This is a genomic window from Cedecea sp. B1(4) (assembly GCF_059414925.1).
In genome coordinates this window covers 195682-211282 of record NZ_JCAHMZ010000003.1, presented here as the reverse complement: position 1 = coordinate 211282, position 15601 = coordinate 195682, and the positions used below count along the sequence as shown (strand labels likewise).

Below are 15601 nucleotides of genomic sequence, written 5' to 3'. Positions count from 1 at the left end.
ATAATGAGCAGTCGCAAAATTAAAGCGTCTTAAAGTCTTTAGAAAGATCGAATTTCTTATACTCTTTTACCTTCAATCTTCCACTGGCAATCCCATCACCAGTCTCTTTAATAAAATAATCGATATCGTCACATTTATTATTATCAGGAAGATCGGGGTAGTTATATTCCCACCATTTCAAATGTAATAACTCATTAATTACATCAGCATTAAAACGGTATTTAATTACCTTGGCTGGCACACCTGCGACAACGGCATAAGGAGGCACATCCTTTGTCACCACAGCGTTTGCAGCAATAACTGCGCCATCCCCGATGGTAATTCCCCCTTTTAAAACCACATCATTGCCGATCCAGACATCGTTGCCTATTACAGGATTTTTTTGCGTCGTATCAAACGGTTTTAATACCCACTCCCGATTAAATTCAGCCCTGGCATATTTATCAAATCCCCCGTTGTAGGTCAGCATATGTGTGGTAAATCTGTCCATGGGATGATTGCCACCCATCACCTTTACATTCCCAGCAATACTGCAGAATCTGCCGATGACAGTATTGCCTGAAAAATGGCAACTTGGAAATGAAAACGCGCCCACGCTGGAAAAATTACGTATCGGCATAGTGGAATACTCTTCGGCGATAACATTATCATCAATTTTTATTTTATCGCCTTTGACGAAACGCAATAAACTTCTCTCTTTATAAACCTTCCTGCCTTTGTGACCTAAAAATATCTTATTATCCGCACAGTACTCATAATGTCTTTTTGTCCATCTAAAGGTATAACCATTATTATTTTCTTCAGTAAACTTAAATAATTCGCTTTTCATATTCTCAACATTTATAAGTTCGGCACTATGTTAAAAATAAAGATATCCCACCCACCTATTTTTATCAACTTCGCAGAACGAGGTGAATTTAACCTAAAAACAGTAAGGCCCGAGTAAACTCAGGCCTTAGTTTTAAAACAGCTTACGGCAGATTTTAGAACTGCTCCCAGTTATCTAAACTGCCACCGTTCGCGGCAAGCTCTGGTCTGCGAGTGGGAGAAGCCGGTGCGGGCTTAGCCTGGCGGGCGTTAGCCGCGGCAATCACCTGCCCGGTATTGAAGATACTCATCAGCTGCACCAGCCGAGTAGCCTGATCGCTGAGGCTCTCGGCGGCGCTGGCAGACTCCTCCACCAGCGCAGCGTTCTGCTGCGTGACCTGATCCAGTTGAGTGATCGCCACGTTGATCTGCGCAATCCCCTGCCCCTGCTCTTCCGTCGTCACGCCAATTTCAGAAATAAGCCCGGCCACGCGGTGGGACTGTTGCACCAGGTCATCGATCGTCGTTCCCGCCGAACTCACCATATCCGATCCTTTTGTTACCGTACGCATGCTGTCCTCAATCAGGGCTTTGATCTCACTGGCCGCCGAAGCAGAGCGCTGCGCCAGCGAGCGAACTTCCCCGGCAACGACTGCAAAACCGCGCCCGGATTCCCCTGCACGAGCGGCTTCCACGGCAGCATTCAGCGCCAGAATGTTCGTCTGGAATGCGATGCCGTCAATAACGCTAATAATGTCGCCAATTTTCTGTGAGCTTTCGCTAATTTCACGCATCGTCAGCACCAGATTATTAACGGCATTCCCGCTTTGCGTGGCCGTTTCGCTGGCAGAGTTGGCCAGGCGGGTCGCAGTGCGCACCGTCTCAGCATTCTGCTGAATTGTCTGGCTCATTTGTTCCATCGAAGCGGCCGTTTCCTGCAGGCTGGCCGCTTGCTCTTCGGTGCGTTGGCTGAGATCGCTGCTGCCAGCCGCAATCTCGCTAGCACCCACGGAGATAGAATGGCTGCTGTCTCGCACTTCACGCACAACCCCGAGCAGACGGCTACGCATCTCATCCATAGCCGCAAGCAGACTTCTGGTGTCCCCTTGCTTCAGTTCAACGGCGGTATTGAGCTGCCCCTCAGAAACTTGTTTGGCCACGGAGACGGCATAAACGGGCTCGCCGCCAAGCTGGCCTTTCACCGATCGCCCGATGCTCCAGGCAATCAAAGAGCCAATCACGGCACTGATAATCGTAATAATCAACAACAAGTTACCGGCAAAATGAGCTTCCTCCACATAGCCACGGGCCATGCCCACCGTGCTTCCGGAATGATCGCTAATCATCTCGCTGAGCGCATCGAGTACTCTGGCCTGGGGGCCAACCACTTCGCTGATGACTAACGCGCGGGCGGCATCATACTGCCCCGCCGCGCTGACGCTCATCACCTTGCGAAGCGCCTGGGAGTATGCCGGGCGAACATTGTTCAGGTTGTCGAACAGCTCGCGAGAATGCTTAAGCCTCAGCGCCTTATCCAGCTGTTTTAAGAGGACGTTGTTGTCCGCGATACGCTTTTCGAGTACCTGGTTGGTTTTTGTAATGTAGTCCCGACTCTCAGCTTCGGTATGCGGCAGCGTGGTGAACAACGCCATATCACGAATATCGTGGGCATTGTTCGTAATATTATCCTTAATCTTTACGATCAGCAGCAAATTCACCAGGCGGACATTGGCGGCATAATTAAGGTTATTACCAACAGAAACCAACTGCATTCTGGCAAATAGTGCGACAAAGAATCCAATAGCGATGACCAGCGCAAAGCCAGCCCCCAGCATAGTACTAAGACGCATATTCTTCAGTTTGTTCATAAATCCCTCTGAGCTTTAATGGTTATATCGCAGGCAATAAGAGGAGGTAATTGGTAGAAATCACATCAACGGTTGCGACGGTGTTTTTGAATTATCGATTTTTTATCGGCAGCCTGAGAGACTTCTTTAGCCATTATTTATAATGATCTGGCCACATAAAATAATGACAAAGAGATGACAAGCAATGAACGAATTAATATTCCAAACAGAATTAAAACTACTATTTCTAGGAGTGGCAGCCCCGTTCCATTGTGTGGTTAACGGGGCTGAAATTAGCGCTTTATCTGTGCAGGAATTATTTATCTGTGATGAAGCGATCGTCATCTCCCACCGGGATATAAACGCGTACCCACTCCTTCCCATCAACGATATCCCAGCTGTGCCCTTCGCCGGCGGTATCCGCCGCAAGCAGCACGGTGCCTGGCTCGATGATGAACGTAGAGCCGTCGCTAACCTTAAACTTCAGCTTGCCTTTCAGGGTAACCACATACTGCTTTTTCGGTGCCGGATGCACCCCTTTCTGCCACTCTTCAAAGGTATTACTGAAATAGAGATTCTCAGAAGAAAGTTTCGCCAGAGAGGGAATTGAACCTTTTACAAACGCAGAGTGATTATCAGCCGTGTTAATCAATTTTATCGCTGGAATACGGTGTTCGCTGGCATCTGTCTTTGTGGCTTCGGCATGTCCAAGCATTGAAACAAGCAAACCTGTGGTGGCCAACATAAGCCGTGTTATTTTTTTCATGATCGTGTCCAGGGTTAATTTCAGCCAGCACTTTTTCGGTGAATAAATCACCGTAACAAAAAACAAAATTCAAGGTTAGTACACCAGAGGCAATCAATTTCGTCAATATAATGCACGACAAGTTTATTTAGTTAATAAATTAAATATATATAAAGAAAATGTGGAGTAAAAAAACATTCAGACGGGTATTTCAGTACAGGCTGTACTTTGATTGTCATTAAACGGTAAAAGAATATTTTAGAACAAAATAAACTAAATACAGAAGGTGCTAGCCATAATTTAACTTAACGCTTTATTCTACAAATCCAGAAATAGCGTCAATCTGGTGGCCGAGTGAATTCAGTTCAGGGGTTAAAGACATTCAAAGAAAAACGCTGGTGTTTAAACCAGCGTTCAGTCAGTCAGCTACAGGCGTTATCAGAGCTTTTCGCCGTTGCTCTCAATCACATCTTTGTACCACTGGAAGGATTTCTTACGGCTGCGGCTCAGGCTGCCGTGGCCTTCGTTGTCTTTATCGACGTAGATAAAGCCGTAGCGTTTTTTCATTTCGCCCGTCCCGGCGGAGACCAGGTCGATACAGCCCCACGGGGTGTAGCCCATCAGGTCAACGCCGTCTTCCACTACCGCTTTTTTCATTTCTGCGACGTGCGCCGAAAGATAATCGATGCGGTACTGGTCGTCCACGAAGCCGTCGGCCTGCGCCACGTCAATCGCCCCGAAGCCGTTTTCCACAATAAACAGCGGCAACTGATAGTGATCCCAGAACCAGTTCAGGGAGTAACGCAGGCCCACCGGATCAATCTGCCAGCCCCAGTCGGATTTTTGCACGTACGGGTTAGAGACCAGACTTTTTGATTCGTCGTAGTCGAACTGCGGGTTGTCGGCGCTGGCTTTGGTCGCAAACGACATGTAGTAGCTGAAGCCGATGTAATCGACGCAGCCTTCGGCCAGCGCCGCGAGATCTTCGTTGGTAATATCCAGCTCAAAACCACGGCGCTCGAAGTAGTTCAGCAGGTGCTGCGGGTACTTGCCGCGCACATGCACGTCGGTGAACCAGTAGCGACGGTGCATCGCATTCATTGCCATCATCATATCGCCTGGCGCACAGGTCAGCGGGTAAATTGGGCACATGGCAATCATGCAGCCAACCTGCAGCGCAGGGTTGATTTCACGGGCTGCACGCACCGCCAGAGCGCTGGCAACCAGCTCATAGTGAGACGCCTGGTACATCACCGGCTCGCGATCTTCACCCGGCTGATACTTCAGGCCCGAGTTGGTGAACGGCGCGAAGTCTTCGTGGTAGTTGGCCTGGTTGTTGATCTCGTTGAAGGTCATCCAGTACTTCACTTTGTGCTGATAGCGAGTGAAGACCACTTTCGAGAAGCGCAGGAAGAAATCAATCAGCTTACGGTTGCGCCAGCCGCCGTATTCAGTGACCAGATGGTAAGGCATTTCGAAGTGCGACAGCGTAATCACCGGTTCAATGCCGTGCTTCAGGCATTCGTCAAACAGGTCGTCATAGAACTGCAGGCCGGCTTCGTTCGGCTCCAGCTCGTCGCCCAGCGGGAAAATACGCGTCCAGGCGATGGAGGTACGGAAGCACTTGAAGCCCATCTCGGCAAACAGCTGGATGTCTTCTTTGTAGCGGTGGTAGAAGTCGATCGCTTCATGGTTAGGGTAGTTTTTCCCCTGCAGCACGCCATCGGTAATTTCACGCGGGACGCCGTGGGCGCCGGCCGTCATCACATCCGCAACGCTAACGCCTTTGCCACCCTCTTTCCAACCACCTTCCAGCTGGTGTGCCGCAACCGCGCCGCCCCACAGAAAACCTTCTTTGAATCCAGACATATTCTCTCCCTTACTTAGAGATCGCATGCTGCGACCGATAGTGCTGATTAAAATGGTAGACCGCGCCAATGAGTCCGGCATCGTTGCCGTGACTGACGGTGTCGATATAGTCGTCGATGGTGAACCAGGCCAGATGTTCGCGCAGCAGCGCAAGGAAGCCTGGACGTTCCACAATGCCGCCGCCGAGCAGGATTTTTTCCGGGTCGAACAGATTGACGAGGTTATAAAGGCCGGTGCCGAGATCGTTGAAGAACGCATTCACCATGCGCTGGCAGGCCACGTCGCCGGCATCAAAGCGGTCGAAAATCTCTTCCCCGCTGACGGCCTCAAGCGGCTTGCCGACATACTCCGCGTAGTCTTTGCGCAGGGTTCTCAGGGTGCAGGTATCGTTCATGGTGTAGCGGCGAACATCGCGTGGGCCAGGGCGTTCGGTCAGCATGTAACCGAATTCTCCCGCCCGGAAGCGCGCGCCGTGTACCAGTTGGTTATTGCAGAAAATCGCTCCGCCGATGCCGGTGCCGATGGTCAGTACGAGGAAGTTGCTCATCTGGGCCGCTTTGCCCTGCCAGCGTTCAGCCAGCAGGACGCAGTTGGCGTCATTTTCGATGGCAACGGGCAGCTGCGTGCGTTCTTCCAGCCATTCTTTGATGGCAAAGTTGTCGAAGCGGCGGATGGCCCCGCCCATTTCGATAAAGCCGGTGTGCGGATTGACATAGCCAGGGGCGCTGATCGCCACGCCTTCACAGCCGGGATGCTCGGCAATCCACGCTAAAATGGCCTGTAAAATTTGCTCGCCATCGCTGTTGTCGATCGTCTCTTTGCCTTTTGCCAGTATCTCGCCCTGCGAGTTGACGATCCCCATTTTTAAAGCCGTACCACCGATATCAAATGCGGCGATATTCATACGCTAATTCCTCCTGCATATTTCCGGCTCATCGTTTATTTCCACTGAAACGAGGAAACTATTTCGCACCGGTCATATTCATGCCTGATGAAAGGAATACAAAAATTGACGAGTTCAATTTTTAATTATCAGTTCTGAAAACGAAGAAAATCTTAATCAATGGGAGGCGCATCAGGCAATAGAAGGGGGATAACACATTGAACAACTTTTGAACCTGTTAAAAGACATGATATACAGTGAGTTAACGGTGATATTCATCTTTCAGAAGCAACAGGTTCATTTTCATGAACATTATTGAACCTCTTTTTAAAGCAGAACTGTGACCGACGTTGCGAATGCAAGGCCAGTCACAGCGGCTAGCCCGCCTTACGAGGCAAAAAGTACTTCACCTGGAACTCGAACACGTTGGTGTAGAGGATCGAGTAATCAATCGGGCTATGGCTGGCGTCAACGGACTGGGTTTCCATGCGGATAATCGGGTCGCGGGTACTGATGTGCAGCATTTTGGCAATCTCGGTTGACGGCAGAATGGGCTGAAACGCTTCGTAGCAGCCGTGAATTTTGACGCCGCATTCATCTTCGATGTAGGAAAATTTCGAACGCTTCATGTGGTTGACCGTCAGGTCGGGGAAGCGGTTCACCGACAGCCAGGTCTCTTCCAGCTGCATCGGCACGTTGTCGATGTGGCGCAGTCGTTTGGCGTAATAGACCGGTTCGCCGATGGCCAGCTGCAGGCGGCTGGCAATCTCTTCCGACGCCTGCTGCAGCTCAAATCTCAGCACCTGGCTGGACGGTTTTTTCCCTTCACTTCTGGCAATCTCGGTGAAGCTGTCCAGATGCGTAACCGAAGCCTGAAAATGTTTATTTCGCACATAGGTGCCTGAGCCGTGCCTGCGCTCAATTAACGCCTCATCTTCCAGCACTTTCAATGCCTTACGCAAGGTATTACGTGACACATTATAGAACTCAGCCAGCTCTTTCTCCGAAGGGAGGATGTCGCCGATATGATAAGTTGGGCTGCTGATCCTACTTTTTAGTAAGTTAACAACATCTTTGTATACCACTTTTGAACCTCCTTAATTCATTTAAAAACAGGCGATTACCCTTCCATTCCTATTAAAAGTCCAATATACGTTCATTTTCACTCTGTTTTTTGCACCACTCGGCGGTGACTAACTGTGATCGAAATGGCAGATGGAGGCATTGATATTCATTAAGTTAGCCGCAGGTTGATTATCTACAAAGCGTTAAGGGTAAAAATGAAGAATATATTATTAGTTTGTGCCGCTGGGATGTCCACCAGCATGCTGGTGAAAAGAATGCAGGATCACGCCGAAGCGGGAAATATTTTGGTCAATATTAATGCACTGGCGATTGCCGAGGCGAAAGAAAGAATTAAAAGAAATGAAGTAGATGTTGTTCTGCTGGGGCCTCAGGTTCGCTTCCAAAAAAGTGAAATAGAGGAAATCGCCCAGGGGAAAATTCCGGTAGCGGTAATCGACATGAAGTATTACGGACAAATGGATGGAAAATCAGTTCTTGATTCCGCACTGAATTTACTTGGCGACCATTAATTCTTTCCAGCCGAAATAATAACCCAATGGGTCATTGATTTAGTTTATCGTCACGCAACTAAATATTGTAAAAATATTTCGTCGATAAACTTAAATTCCCAGTCAATATCTCTCTAATGATAAAGGGCGCATCATGAGTATAATGAATGCCTTTGAACGCGGTATGGAAAAGCTCCTTGTTCCTATTGCGATTAAATTAAACTCTCAGATACACGTCTCGGCCATCCGCGATGCTTTTATTTTGTCATTCCCTATCGTTATGGCCAGCTCGCTGATCGTGCTGATTAACTTTGCCATCCTTTCACCGGATGGTTTTATTGCTTCACTGCTGCATCTCAGCGTGTTATTCCCTAACTTAGCCGAAGCTCAAAACATATTCTCCCCGGTGATGAACGGGTCGGTGAATATTATGTCGATCATGATTGCCTTCCTGGTCTCACGTAATATCGCAATCAGCTATCAGCAGGATGACTTGCTGTGCGGCCTGACCGCTATCGGCGCGTTCTTCGTGGTCTATACCCCTTATCAAATGATGGGCGGGCAGTCGTATCTGACCACGCAATATCTGGGGCCACAGGGGCTTTTTGTGGCGGTGATTGTCGCGCTGATTACCGGGGAAATCTTCTGCCGCCTGGCGCGCAACCCGAAGATCACCATCACCATGCCAGACGCCGTACCGCCGGCGGTTGCACGCTCATTTAAAGTTTTAATTCCTATCTTCTTCGTGATGATCTTCTTCTCGGTGCTGAACTACTGCCTGACGAAAATCTCCCCGAATGGCCTGAACGAACTGATTTATACCCTGATTCAGGCCCCGCTGAAAAACATGGGCACCAATATCGTCGCGGTGCTGGTGCTTGGCGTGGTCACCAACTTCCTGTGGGTGCTGGGCATTCACGGGCCGAACACCACGGCGGCGATTCGCGAGACTATTTTCTCCGAAGCTAACCTCGAAAACCTCTCTTTTGCCGCATCCAACGGCACTACGTGGGGTGCGCCATACCCTATCACCTGGGGGAGCATCAACGACGCCTTCGCCAACTACGGTGGCTCGGGAATGACGCTCGGCCTGCTGCTGGCTATTTTTATTGCCTCCCGCCGTGCCGACTATCGCGATCTGGCGAAAATGGCCTTCGTGCCGGGCCTGTTTAACATCAACGAACCGGTGATTTTCGGCCTGCCCATCGTGCTGAACCCGATCCTGATCATTCCGTTTATCATGGTGCCGTTCGTCAATTCTTTGGTGGGCTACACCTTCGTCACTCTGGAGATTATTCCACCCATTGCCTATGCCGTACCGTGGACAACGCCGGGGCCGCTCATCGCCTTCTTCGGCACCGGGGGGAACTGGATGGCGTTGATTGTCGGGCTGCTATGCCTGGCCATCTCTACGCTAATTTATTTACCGTTCGTTATGGCCGCCAATAAGGTAAATGCAGCACAGGCGGCGCAGTAATAAATAAACCGATGATAGCAATTTAATTTCCACCCGCCTCCGGTTATTAAAACCGGAGGCAAATAATAATTATACTTCTGGGACATTCTATGAATTCAAGTTTATTGAAGGTTAGCTTATTGTCTTCATCCATCCTTCTGGCGTTATCCTCAACCCACGTAATGGCAGCCAAATTAACGGTCGAGCAGCGTCTGGAATTACTTGAAAGGCAATTATCAGAAAACAAATCAGAATTAAATAAAACACAGAAAGAGTTGGCCATATATAAAGACAAGGTCGCCCAACTGCAGCCAGCCGGTAACAACGAGCAGTCTGGCCCGGCACCGGTCAATCAGACGGTTTATTCTCCGGTAGCCGACAACATCGAGAATGAAAATAATCATCTCGATACTAAGCCGGCACCAACGCCGGTGAAAGGCACGCAAAAAGTGGCCGTGGTCAATAACGAGGGCGGCAAGACTACCGTAGAAAACGTTACCCTGAAAGACATCAGCAAATACATTAAAGATGATATTGGCTTTAGCTACGAAGGTTATTTCCGTTCCGGCTGGGCAGCGGCCAATCGCGGGTCGGCTCAAACCTACGCCGCCGGGTCGCTGGGTCGTTTCGGTAACGAAATGAGCGGCTGGTTCGACTTAACGCTGAACCAGCGCGTCTACAACCAGGACGGCAAAACCGCCAACGCCATCGTGACCTACGACGGTAACGTCGGGGAGCAGTATAACGACGCCTGGTTTGGCGACAACAACGGCAACGAAAACATCATGCAGTTCAGTGATATTTTCCTGACCACCAGAGGCTTCCTGCCGTTTGCACCGGAAGCAGACTTCTGGGTCGGGAAGCACAAGCTGCCTGAGTACGAAATCCAGATGCTCGACTGGAAATCATTAACCACCCAGGTGGCGGCGGCCATCGGGATCCAAAACTGGAACCTGGGCGTCGGCCAGCTTGACGCCTCCCTCAGCCGCAACGACGTCGACGTTTATTCCCGCGACTTCAGCCACACCACGCAGATGAACACCAACTCGGTTGACCTGCGCTACCGCAACATTCCGCTGTGGGAAAAAGGTTCGCTGTCGCTGATGGGCAAATACGCCTTTGCTAATAAAACTGACGACCAGAAGGACAACGAAAATAACGGCTCCTTCTTTAAACTGAAAGATACCTGGATGGCGACGGCCATTGTGCGCCAGGATCTGCCCCGCGACACCTTCAACGAGTTCACCCTGCAGGTGGCCAATAACTCTTATGCCAGCAGCTTCGCGAACTTCTCGGGAGCCAGCAACTCCATGGCACCGGGCCGATATTACTACGGCGACCAGACGGACGGCGTGGCCTGGCGTCTGATTTCGCAGGGGGAAATGTACCTCGCGGACAGGATCATCATGGCTAACGCGCTGGTTTACTCCCAGGGTAGCGATGTTTATAGCTATGAGAGCGGCGCCCACAGCGACTTCAGCAGCATTCGGGCCGTGATTCGCCCGGCGTGGATTTGGGATACCTGGAACCAGACCGGCCTGGAGCTGAGCTGGTTTACCCAGAAAAACAAAACCGAACAGGGCGTAAACCTGAAAGAGTCGGGTTACAAAACCACGCTCTATCACGCTCTGAAGGTTGGCCCAAGCCTGCTCGGCTCGCGTCCTGAAATTCGTTTCTACGGCACATACCTGAATATTCTGGACAACGAGCTGTCAAACTTCCGCTTTAACGAAAACAGCAAGAACGAGTTTATGGCTGGCGTTCAGGCTGAAGTATGGTGGTAATCCTCTTTTGCTAAGTGCATAAAAAACCCGTCTTCCAGACGGGTTTTTCTTTTCGCTCAGCTCGCGCCCGCGCAGCTGTCCGGCACGTTATTCAGCCCTTCAGCCCCGTGGGTGAAAGATTTAAACCGCTTTTGATCGTCCAGTTTGATGATGTACAGCGAATCAAAATCGCTACCCGGCCATTTTGGCACCACGGTTGGGTCGCCGCCGGTTGCCTTCACCAGCTTTTGCGCCGCTATCACCAGGTTTTTGTGCTCCCACGAGACAAAAGTCAGGCGGCCGCTGCTTTGAGTTTTCAGTAAATCATCTGCCAGCTCGCCCGTCTGCTCCGCGTGGTAATGCAGGTCGATGGCCTGAGAAAGGCGGATCGCGGTCGGCGTGATGGTGGTTAACGGGCGCAGAGAGCTGCCGGTTTTGTTCTCTTTCGGCGCGGCGGCGTAGATGGCATCCGGTTTGCCGTACTGGCTCAGCAGAACCGACGGCAATTGCAGCGCGCGATTCAGCCCTTTGCAGGTGAGCTGCCCGCTATTGTTAGCCGGTTTCTCACCGTGGCGCAGGAAGACTATCGTGCTGTCGGCATTCGCTATCATCGGGGTCAATAAGGCACTGCTCAGCAACACAACAAGCGCTTTTTTGATCATGTTTTTCTCGTTTTTATCAGGGAATGAAGCTTTTACTATAGAGAAGAAACCGAGGAAAAAAACAAAACATTGGTAAGCAGACGTCACGCCTGCCGCGCCGGGTTCAGCGATTAACAACCGGCCATTGTTTTGCTATTCTGACGTCCGTTAACGTGATGATATATTCTATAAAAACCAGTAAAAACAATTAATAAGGAAAAGACGTGAGCACCCAGAACGAGATGTTTAACAAAGAGATTGCGTGGTCTACCCGCCACATGGTTCGCACCCTCAAACAGGTTCAGGCGCTGCCCGACTTAAGCCACGTTCGCATCGCTTGCAATATGCATCTCGACCTGAAAATGATCCCGCTGGTTGAAGGCCTGCTGAAGAAAAATGCCAAAGTCTTCCTCACCACCTGCAACCCAACCACCGTACAGGATGACGTTGTCGCTTACCTGGTCGCCGCCGGGGCGGAAGCCAGCGCATGGCGCAATATGAATGACGCCGACTGGCGCGACTCGTGGGAAAAAGCCATCGCCTGGCGCCCAACACATCTGTGCGAAATGGGCGCTGACATCACCACGCTGCTGCATCAGCGTGGCGAATTTGGCGACGTGGTTGCCTGCCTGGAAGCAACCGGCTCCGGGGTCAACCGCCTCGCGGATCTCCGCCCTGGCTACCCGATCTTTAACTGGGACGATCTGCCGGTAAAAGAAGGCCTGCATAACCGCCACATGGTTGGCCTCACCGCCTGGCAAACCTTCTTCCAGACCACCCACCTCACCCTGCACGAAAAGAAAGTGCTGGTGATTGGCTATGGCCTGGTGGGCCAGGGCGTTGCCGCCGCCGCCAAAGCCTACGGAGGCCAGGTGATGGTTGCCGAGTTAGATCCGGCCCGCCGCCTGCAGGCCGCCTATGACGGCTGGCACGTGGTTGATATTCATGACGTGATTGCCACCACAGACGTTGTCGCCACCGCCACCGGCGCGAAAAAAGTCGTCAGCGCAGCGGTACTGGATAAAGCCAAAGACGGCGTGTTTGTGCTGAACGTGGGCCACGTTGCGGAAGAGATCGACTGCGGCTATCTGCAGCAATATCCGACCGAAGAAGTGATGCCGTTTATCAACGCGTACCAGCTTAACGGCAAAACAGTTTACCTGATGGCGAACGGCTCAATGCTGAACCTGACCGCCGGCTTCGGCGACAGCCTGAACGCCTTCGACGTGACGCTGGCAGTGATGGCAAGCGGCATCAAACACATCGTGACCGATGGCCAGCACGCTGAAAAAGCGGTTTATTTACTGCCGCAGTCCGTGTGGGAAAAAGCCCTTTAAGCTGCCCTCCAGCTCTTATCAAGTCAGGCCTCTGCGGAGCGCCTGACTTTTTTTTCGTTTTCACCGAATAATTTCCCCTCCCCGATTGTTTACTCCTTACAAGAACCTGAGGAAGAGACAATCATGAGTTACCTGCCCCCCGAAGCTACGCTACCTCGCAAGCGCTACGACGCCTTTAGCATGGCCCTCCACTGGGTCACCGCCTTCTGCGTGATATTTCTGTTTGCCAGCGCGCACGTCTGGGAAGTCCTTGAGCGCGGCACGCCCCTGCGCAAGGGCCTGCAATCGCTACACATTTCGTTCGGCATTTTGCTTGGGGCGGTGATGGTCGTCCGGCTAATCTGGCGCATCAGCGCCGCTTTTTCGCCGTCGCGAAAGCTGGAGAAAGTGCCGATGCCAGGCGCGTTTCGCATCGCCGCTCATGCCACCCACGGCGTGCTTTACATCCTGCTGCTAACCCAGGCCACGCTCGGCTTCCTGTTCCGCTGGGCGCAGGGCGAACCATTCTGGTTCTTCAACCTCTTTGAAGTCCCGGACGTGTTTAACATCGATCCGACGCTGCGCCATACCCTGGCGATTCTGCACAACAATGTGGCCTGGGCGCTGATCCTGCTGGCAGGGGCGCATGCCGCCGCCGCCCTGCTTCATCATTATGTTCTGCGTGACGGCACGCTGCGCCGCATGCTCCCCGCCTGCAAAGGCAACTCTCGCTAACCTACAGGACGACACCATGAACATGCCTTCAACTCGTAAACTGCTGCCTTTACTGTGCCTGGTTGCCAGCGGGCTTTTCTATTCCGCCGCCGCCAGCGCCATGGGCGACGATGATTCCAAAACGCCGGACTGCCCGACAGGCCAGGTGTACGACAGCAAAACCAAAACCTGTACCGTGGAAAAAAGCAGCATGTTAAGCGACAGCGACAAGACGCAATATGCTTACCATCTGGCAAAATCAGGCCGGTATCAGGAGGCGTTAAATCTGCTGGATACCCTGCAGCAGCCCAACACGCGTGAAGCCTGGAACTACCGGGGCTACGCCACAAGAAAATTGGGGCGCACCGACGAAGGAATCGGCTATTATCAGCGTTCCATCGCCCTGGATCCGCACTATGCCAAAGTGCGCGAATATCTTGGCGAAGCGTGGATGATTAAGGGCCGCCCTGACCTGGCGAAAGCCCAGTTAGCGACCATTAAAACGCTCTGCGGAACCGGCTGCGAGGAGTATCGCGATTTAAAAGCCGCCATTGACGGGCACCCGGAGTCCTAAGGCTGAGGGCATAAAAATCACCGTCAACGAAGTTCGTTTACAGCTGGCCCAGCACCTTGCCCGCCTCTGGCGTTACGGCATGGTGCTGTCCCGCAATCGTGATGTGGCTGAAGATTTGGTTCAGTCCACCTGCGTGCGCGCTTTAGAGCGCTGCAGTCAGTTTCAGTCAGGGACGCGGATAGACCGCTGGCTGTTTGCGATTTTGTACTCTATCTGGATCAACGAAATTCGCGCCCTGCGCGTTCGCCAGGGCCAGGGCTTTGTCGACAGCGACGAACTGAGCCAACTGGCAGACAGCGAAAATACCGAAGACAAGCATCAGTATCACGCGCTGTTGCAGCAGGTTAGCGAGCTACCTGAAGCCCAGCGCAATACCGTGTTTTTAGTTTATGTCGAAGGCTTTACCTATCAGGAAGCGGCCGACACGCTGGCCATTCCCATCGGCACCGTGATGAGCCGCCTGGCCGCCGCGCGCCTGACGCTGGCCAGGCACCTGATGCCGACGATGAAGAAGGAGCTCAAATGACGCGTCAATCCTTCTCCGCTCCGTGGAGCGATGAGGCTATCGTGGCCTGGCTGGACGGCGAAATGCGCGAGGATGAACGCCACGCCTTTGAGCAGCAGTTGAATAACGATGACGATCTGGCCGCCCGCGTTGAGCCGCTCATGCAAAGCCATCTGCCGCTGGAACAGGCTTTTGCCCCACTTTTGGAAGAAGCGCCAGTCGATAGAATGCAGGCCAAACTCAACGTGCTGCTGCATCAGCCGGTGAACATGAAGCCGCAAACACAAGGCGTTAGCCGCCGCAGCCTGATCGCCGCCTCCCTCAGCTTCCTCGCCGTCGGCGTACTGGCCGGGCGCTTTATTCGCCCCGGCGAGCAAAAACTTAGCGGCGAGCCAGAAATTCGCGACCTGATTGCGCAGTACATGTCGCTCTACAGCGCCGAAACGCTGGCGGACATCAACGTCACGCCTCAGGCGCTGCAAAACGGCCTGAACCGTATGCAGCAAGATATCGGCCTCAGGCTTCAGCAAGGTGAAGTTGAGCTGCCGGAAGCCGAGCTAAAAAGCGTGAGGATGCTGCGCTACGACAGCACCTCTATCGCGCAGATGGCCTACCTGCACGCCAGCTACGGGCCGATGGCGCTGTGTATTTCCCGCAGCAAGGCAGCCGACAGCCCTACGCTGAAACACGAAGTTCGCCGTGGCCTTAACCTCGTCTGGTGGCGCAGTAAGGGGTATGAATATGTGCTGATAGGCCGCAACCCGCAGCCGGATTTACAGCAAAGCGGGGAGCAGCTCCAGCGGCAACTCGTGTGAAATAAGGCCGCTTTCGCGGCCATTTACAGTGAAGGGTTTAAGCGCCTGAGCATATACAGGTGAGATAAACAGATCAGAAAAGGCCAGCTAAT

The 15601-nt window shown here is 52.1% G+C and carries 15 protein-coding genes; 8 read left to right on the top strand and 7 right to left on the bottom strand.

Annotated elements, in window-relative coordinates; all coding sequences use genetic code 11:
* Nucleotides 1-19: 19 nt before the first annotated feature.
* The 6 genes from ACR6JA_RS08490 to ACR6JA_RS08465 form a co-directional block, all read right to left on the bottom strand.
* Complete coding sequence (locus ACR6JA_RS08490) at nucleotides 20-829, bottom strand: CatB-related O-acetyltransferase (RefSeq protein ID WP_213714972.1); 810 nt, start codon at nucleotides 827-829, stop codon at nucleotides 20-22.
* A 154-nt stretch (nucleotides 830-983) separates the two neighbouring features.
* Nucleotides 984-2675: a methyl-accepting chemotaxis protein gene (locus ACR6JA_RS08485; protein WP_213714970.1), complete on the bottom strand. Its 1692-nt coding sequence runs from the start codon at nucleotides 2673-2675 to the stop codon at nucleotides 984-986.
* A 295-nt stretch (nucleotides 2676-2970) separates the two neighbouring features.
* Entirely contained in the window at nucleotides 2971-3420 is a 450-nt protein-coding gene (locus tag ACR6JA_RS08480) for a cupin domain-containing protein (protein WP_213714968.1), read from the bottom strand.
* 417 nt (nucleotides 3421-3837) lie between these two features.
* Nucleotides 3838-5268: a 6-phospho-beta-glucosidase gene (locus tag ACR6JA_RS08475; protein WP_213714605.1), complete on the bottom strand. Its 1431-nt coding sequence runs from the start codon at nucleotides 5266-5268 to the stop codon at nucleotides 3838-3840.
* 10 nt (nucleotides 5269-5278) lie between these two features.
* Nucleotides 5279-6172, bottom strand: a complete 894-nt coding sequence (bglK, locus tag ACR6JA_RS08470) for a beta-glucoside kinase BglK (RefSeq protein WP_494493886.1) — start codon at nucleotides 6170-6172, stop codon at nucleotides 5279-5281.
* A gap of 356 nt (nucleotides 6173-6528) precedes the next feature.
* On the bottom strand, nucleotides 6529-7236 hold the full coding sequence (locus ACR6JA_RS08465; RefSeq protein WP_039289953.1) for a GntR family transcriptional regulator: 708 nt from the start codon (nucleotides 7234-7236) through the stop codon (nucleotides 6529-6531).
* A gap of 195 nt (nucleotides 7237-7431) precedes the next feature.
* On the opposite strand from ACR6JA_RS08465, the gene ACR6JA_RS08460 reads away from it, so the two are divergent.
* From ACR6JA_RS08460 to ACR6JA_RS08450, 3 genes are all read left to right on the top strand, one after another.
* A complete protein-coding gene (locus ACR6JA_RS08460; RefSeq protein ID WP_494493885.1) occupies nucleotides 7432-7746 on the top strand; it encodes a PTS sugar transporter subunit IIB in 315 nt (104 codons plus the stop codon).
* Nucleotides 7747-7879: 133 nt separating this feature from the next.
* On the top strand, nucleotides 7880-9202 hold the full coding sequence (locus ACR6JA_RS08455) for a PTS sugar transporter subunit IIC (RefSeq protein WP_494493884.1): 1323 nt from the start codon (nucleotides 7880-7882) through the stop codon (nucleotides 9200-9202).
* An 89-nt stretch (nucleotides 9203-9291) separates the two neighbouring features.
* Complete coding sequence (locus ACR6JA_RS08450) at nucleotides 9292-10965, top strand: carbohydrate porin (RefSeq protein WP_494493883.1); 1674 nt, start codon at nucleotides 9292-9294, stop codon at nucleotides 10963-10965.
* Nucleotides 10966-11021: 56 nt separating this feature from the next.
* Here the strand turns inward: ACR6JA_RS08450 and ACR6JA_RS08445 are convergent, their stop codons facing one another.
* The gene (locus tag ACR6JA_RS08445) at nucleotides 11022-11606 is read right to left on the bottom strand and encodes a histidine phosphatase family protein (protein WP_213714613.1); all 585 of its coding nucleotides are present in this window, start codon (nucleotides 11604-11606) and stop codon (nucleotides 11022-11024) included.
* A gap of 221 nt (nucleotides 11607-11827) precedes the next feature.
* Between ACR6JA_RS08445 and ACR6JA_RS08440 the strand changes: the two genes are divergently transcribed.
* The 5 genes from ACR6JA_RS08440 (at nucleotide 11828) to ACR6JA_RS08420 (ending at nucleotide 15509) form a co-directional block, all read left to right on the top strand.
* Complete coding sequence (locus tag ACR6JA_RS08440; RefSeq protein ID WP_494493962.1) at nucleotides 11828-12922, top strand: adenosylhomocysteinase; 1095 nt, start codon at nucleotides 11828-11830, stop codon at nucleotides 12920-12922.
* 123 nt (nucleotides 12923-13045) lie between these two features.
* Entirely contained in the window at nucleotides 13046-13636 is a 591-nt protein-coding gene (locus ACR6JA_RS08435; protein ID WP_213714615.1) for a cytochrome b, read from the top strand.
* Nucleotides 13637-13652: 16 nt separating this feature from the next.
* Nucleotides 13653-14189: a tetratricopeptide repeat protein gene (locus tag ACR6JA_RS08430; protein ID WP_494493882.1), complete on the top strand. Its 537-nt coding sequence runs from the start codon at nucleotides 13653-13655 to the stop codon at nucleotides 14187-14189.
* On the top strand, nucleotides 14167-14715 hold the full coding sequence (locus ACR6JA_RS08425; protein WP_494493881.1) for an RNA polymerase sigma factor: 549 nt from the start codon (nucleotides 14167-14169) through the stop codon (nucleotides 14713-14715). Before ACR6JA_RS08430 ends, ACR6JA_RS08425 begins: the two co-directional genes overlap by 23 nt.
* Nucleotides 14712-15509 (top strand): anti-sigma factor family protein, encoded by a 798-nt coding sequence (locus ACR6JA_RS08420; protein ID WP_494493880.1) that lies wholly within the window; start codon nucleotides 14712-14714, stop codon nucleotides 15507-15509. Before ACR6JA_RS08425 ends, ACR6JA_RS08420 begins: the two co-directional genes overlap by 4 nt.
* Nucleotides 15510-15601 lie beyond the last annotated feature (92 nt).

Coding starts and splice junctions, on each gene's coding strand:
- ACR6JA_RS08435 (WP_213714615.1), top strand. CDS start 13,046: ATGAGTTACCTGCCCCCCGAAGCTACGCTACCTCGCAAGCGCTACGAC.
- ACR6JA_RS08440 (WP_494493962.1), top strand. CDS start 11,828: ATGTTTAACAAAGAGATTGCGTGGTCTACCCGCCACATGGTTCGCACC.
- ACR6JA_RS08430 (WP_494493882.1), top strand. CDS start 13,653: ATGAACATGCCTTCAACTCGTAAACTGCTGCCTTTACTGTGCCTGGTT.
- ACR6JA_RS08455 (WP_494493884.1), top strand. CDS start 7,880: ATGAGTATAATGAATGCCTTTGAACGCGGTATGGAAAAGCTCCTTGTT.
- ACR6JA_RS08450 (WP_494493883.1), top strand. CDS start 9,292: ATGAATTCAAGTTTATTGAAGGTTAGCTTATTGTCTTCATCCATCCTT.
- bglK (WP_494493886.1), bottom strand. CDS start 6,172: ATGAATATCGCCGCATTTGATATCGGTGGTACGGCTTTAAAAATGGGG.
- ACR6JA_RS08490 (WP_213714972.1), bottom strand. CDS start 829: ATGAAAAGCGAATTATTTAAGTTTACTGAAGAAAATAATAATGGTTAT.
- ACR6JA_RS08420 (WP_494493880.1), top strand. CDS start 14,712: ATGACGCGTCAATCCTTCTCCGCTCCGTGGAGCGATGAGGCTATCGTG.
- ACR6JA_RS08475 (WP_213714605.1), bottom strand. CDS start 5,268: ATGTCTGGATTCAAAGAAGGTTTTCTGTGGGGCGGCGCGGTTGCGGCA.
- ACR6JA_RS08445 (WP_213714613.1), bottom strand. CDS start 11,606: ATGATCAAAAAAGCGCTTGTTGTGTTGCTGAGCAGTGCCTTATTGACC.
- ACR6JA_RS08460 (WP_494493885.1), top strand. CDS start 7,432: ATGAAGAATATATTATTAGTTTGTGCCGCTGGGATGTCCACCAGCATG.
- ACR6JA_RS08480 (WP_213714968.1), bottom strand. CDS start 3,420: ATGAAAAAAATAACACGGCTTATGTTGGCCACCACAGGTTTGCTTGTT.
- ACR6JA_RS08485 (WP_213714970.1), bottom strand. CDS start 2,675: ATGAACAAACTGAAGAATATGCGTCTTAGTACTATGCTGGGGGCTGGC.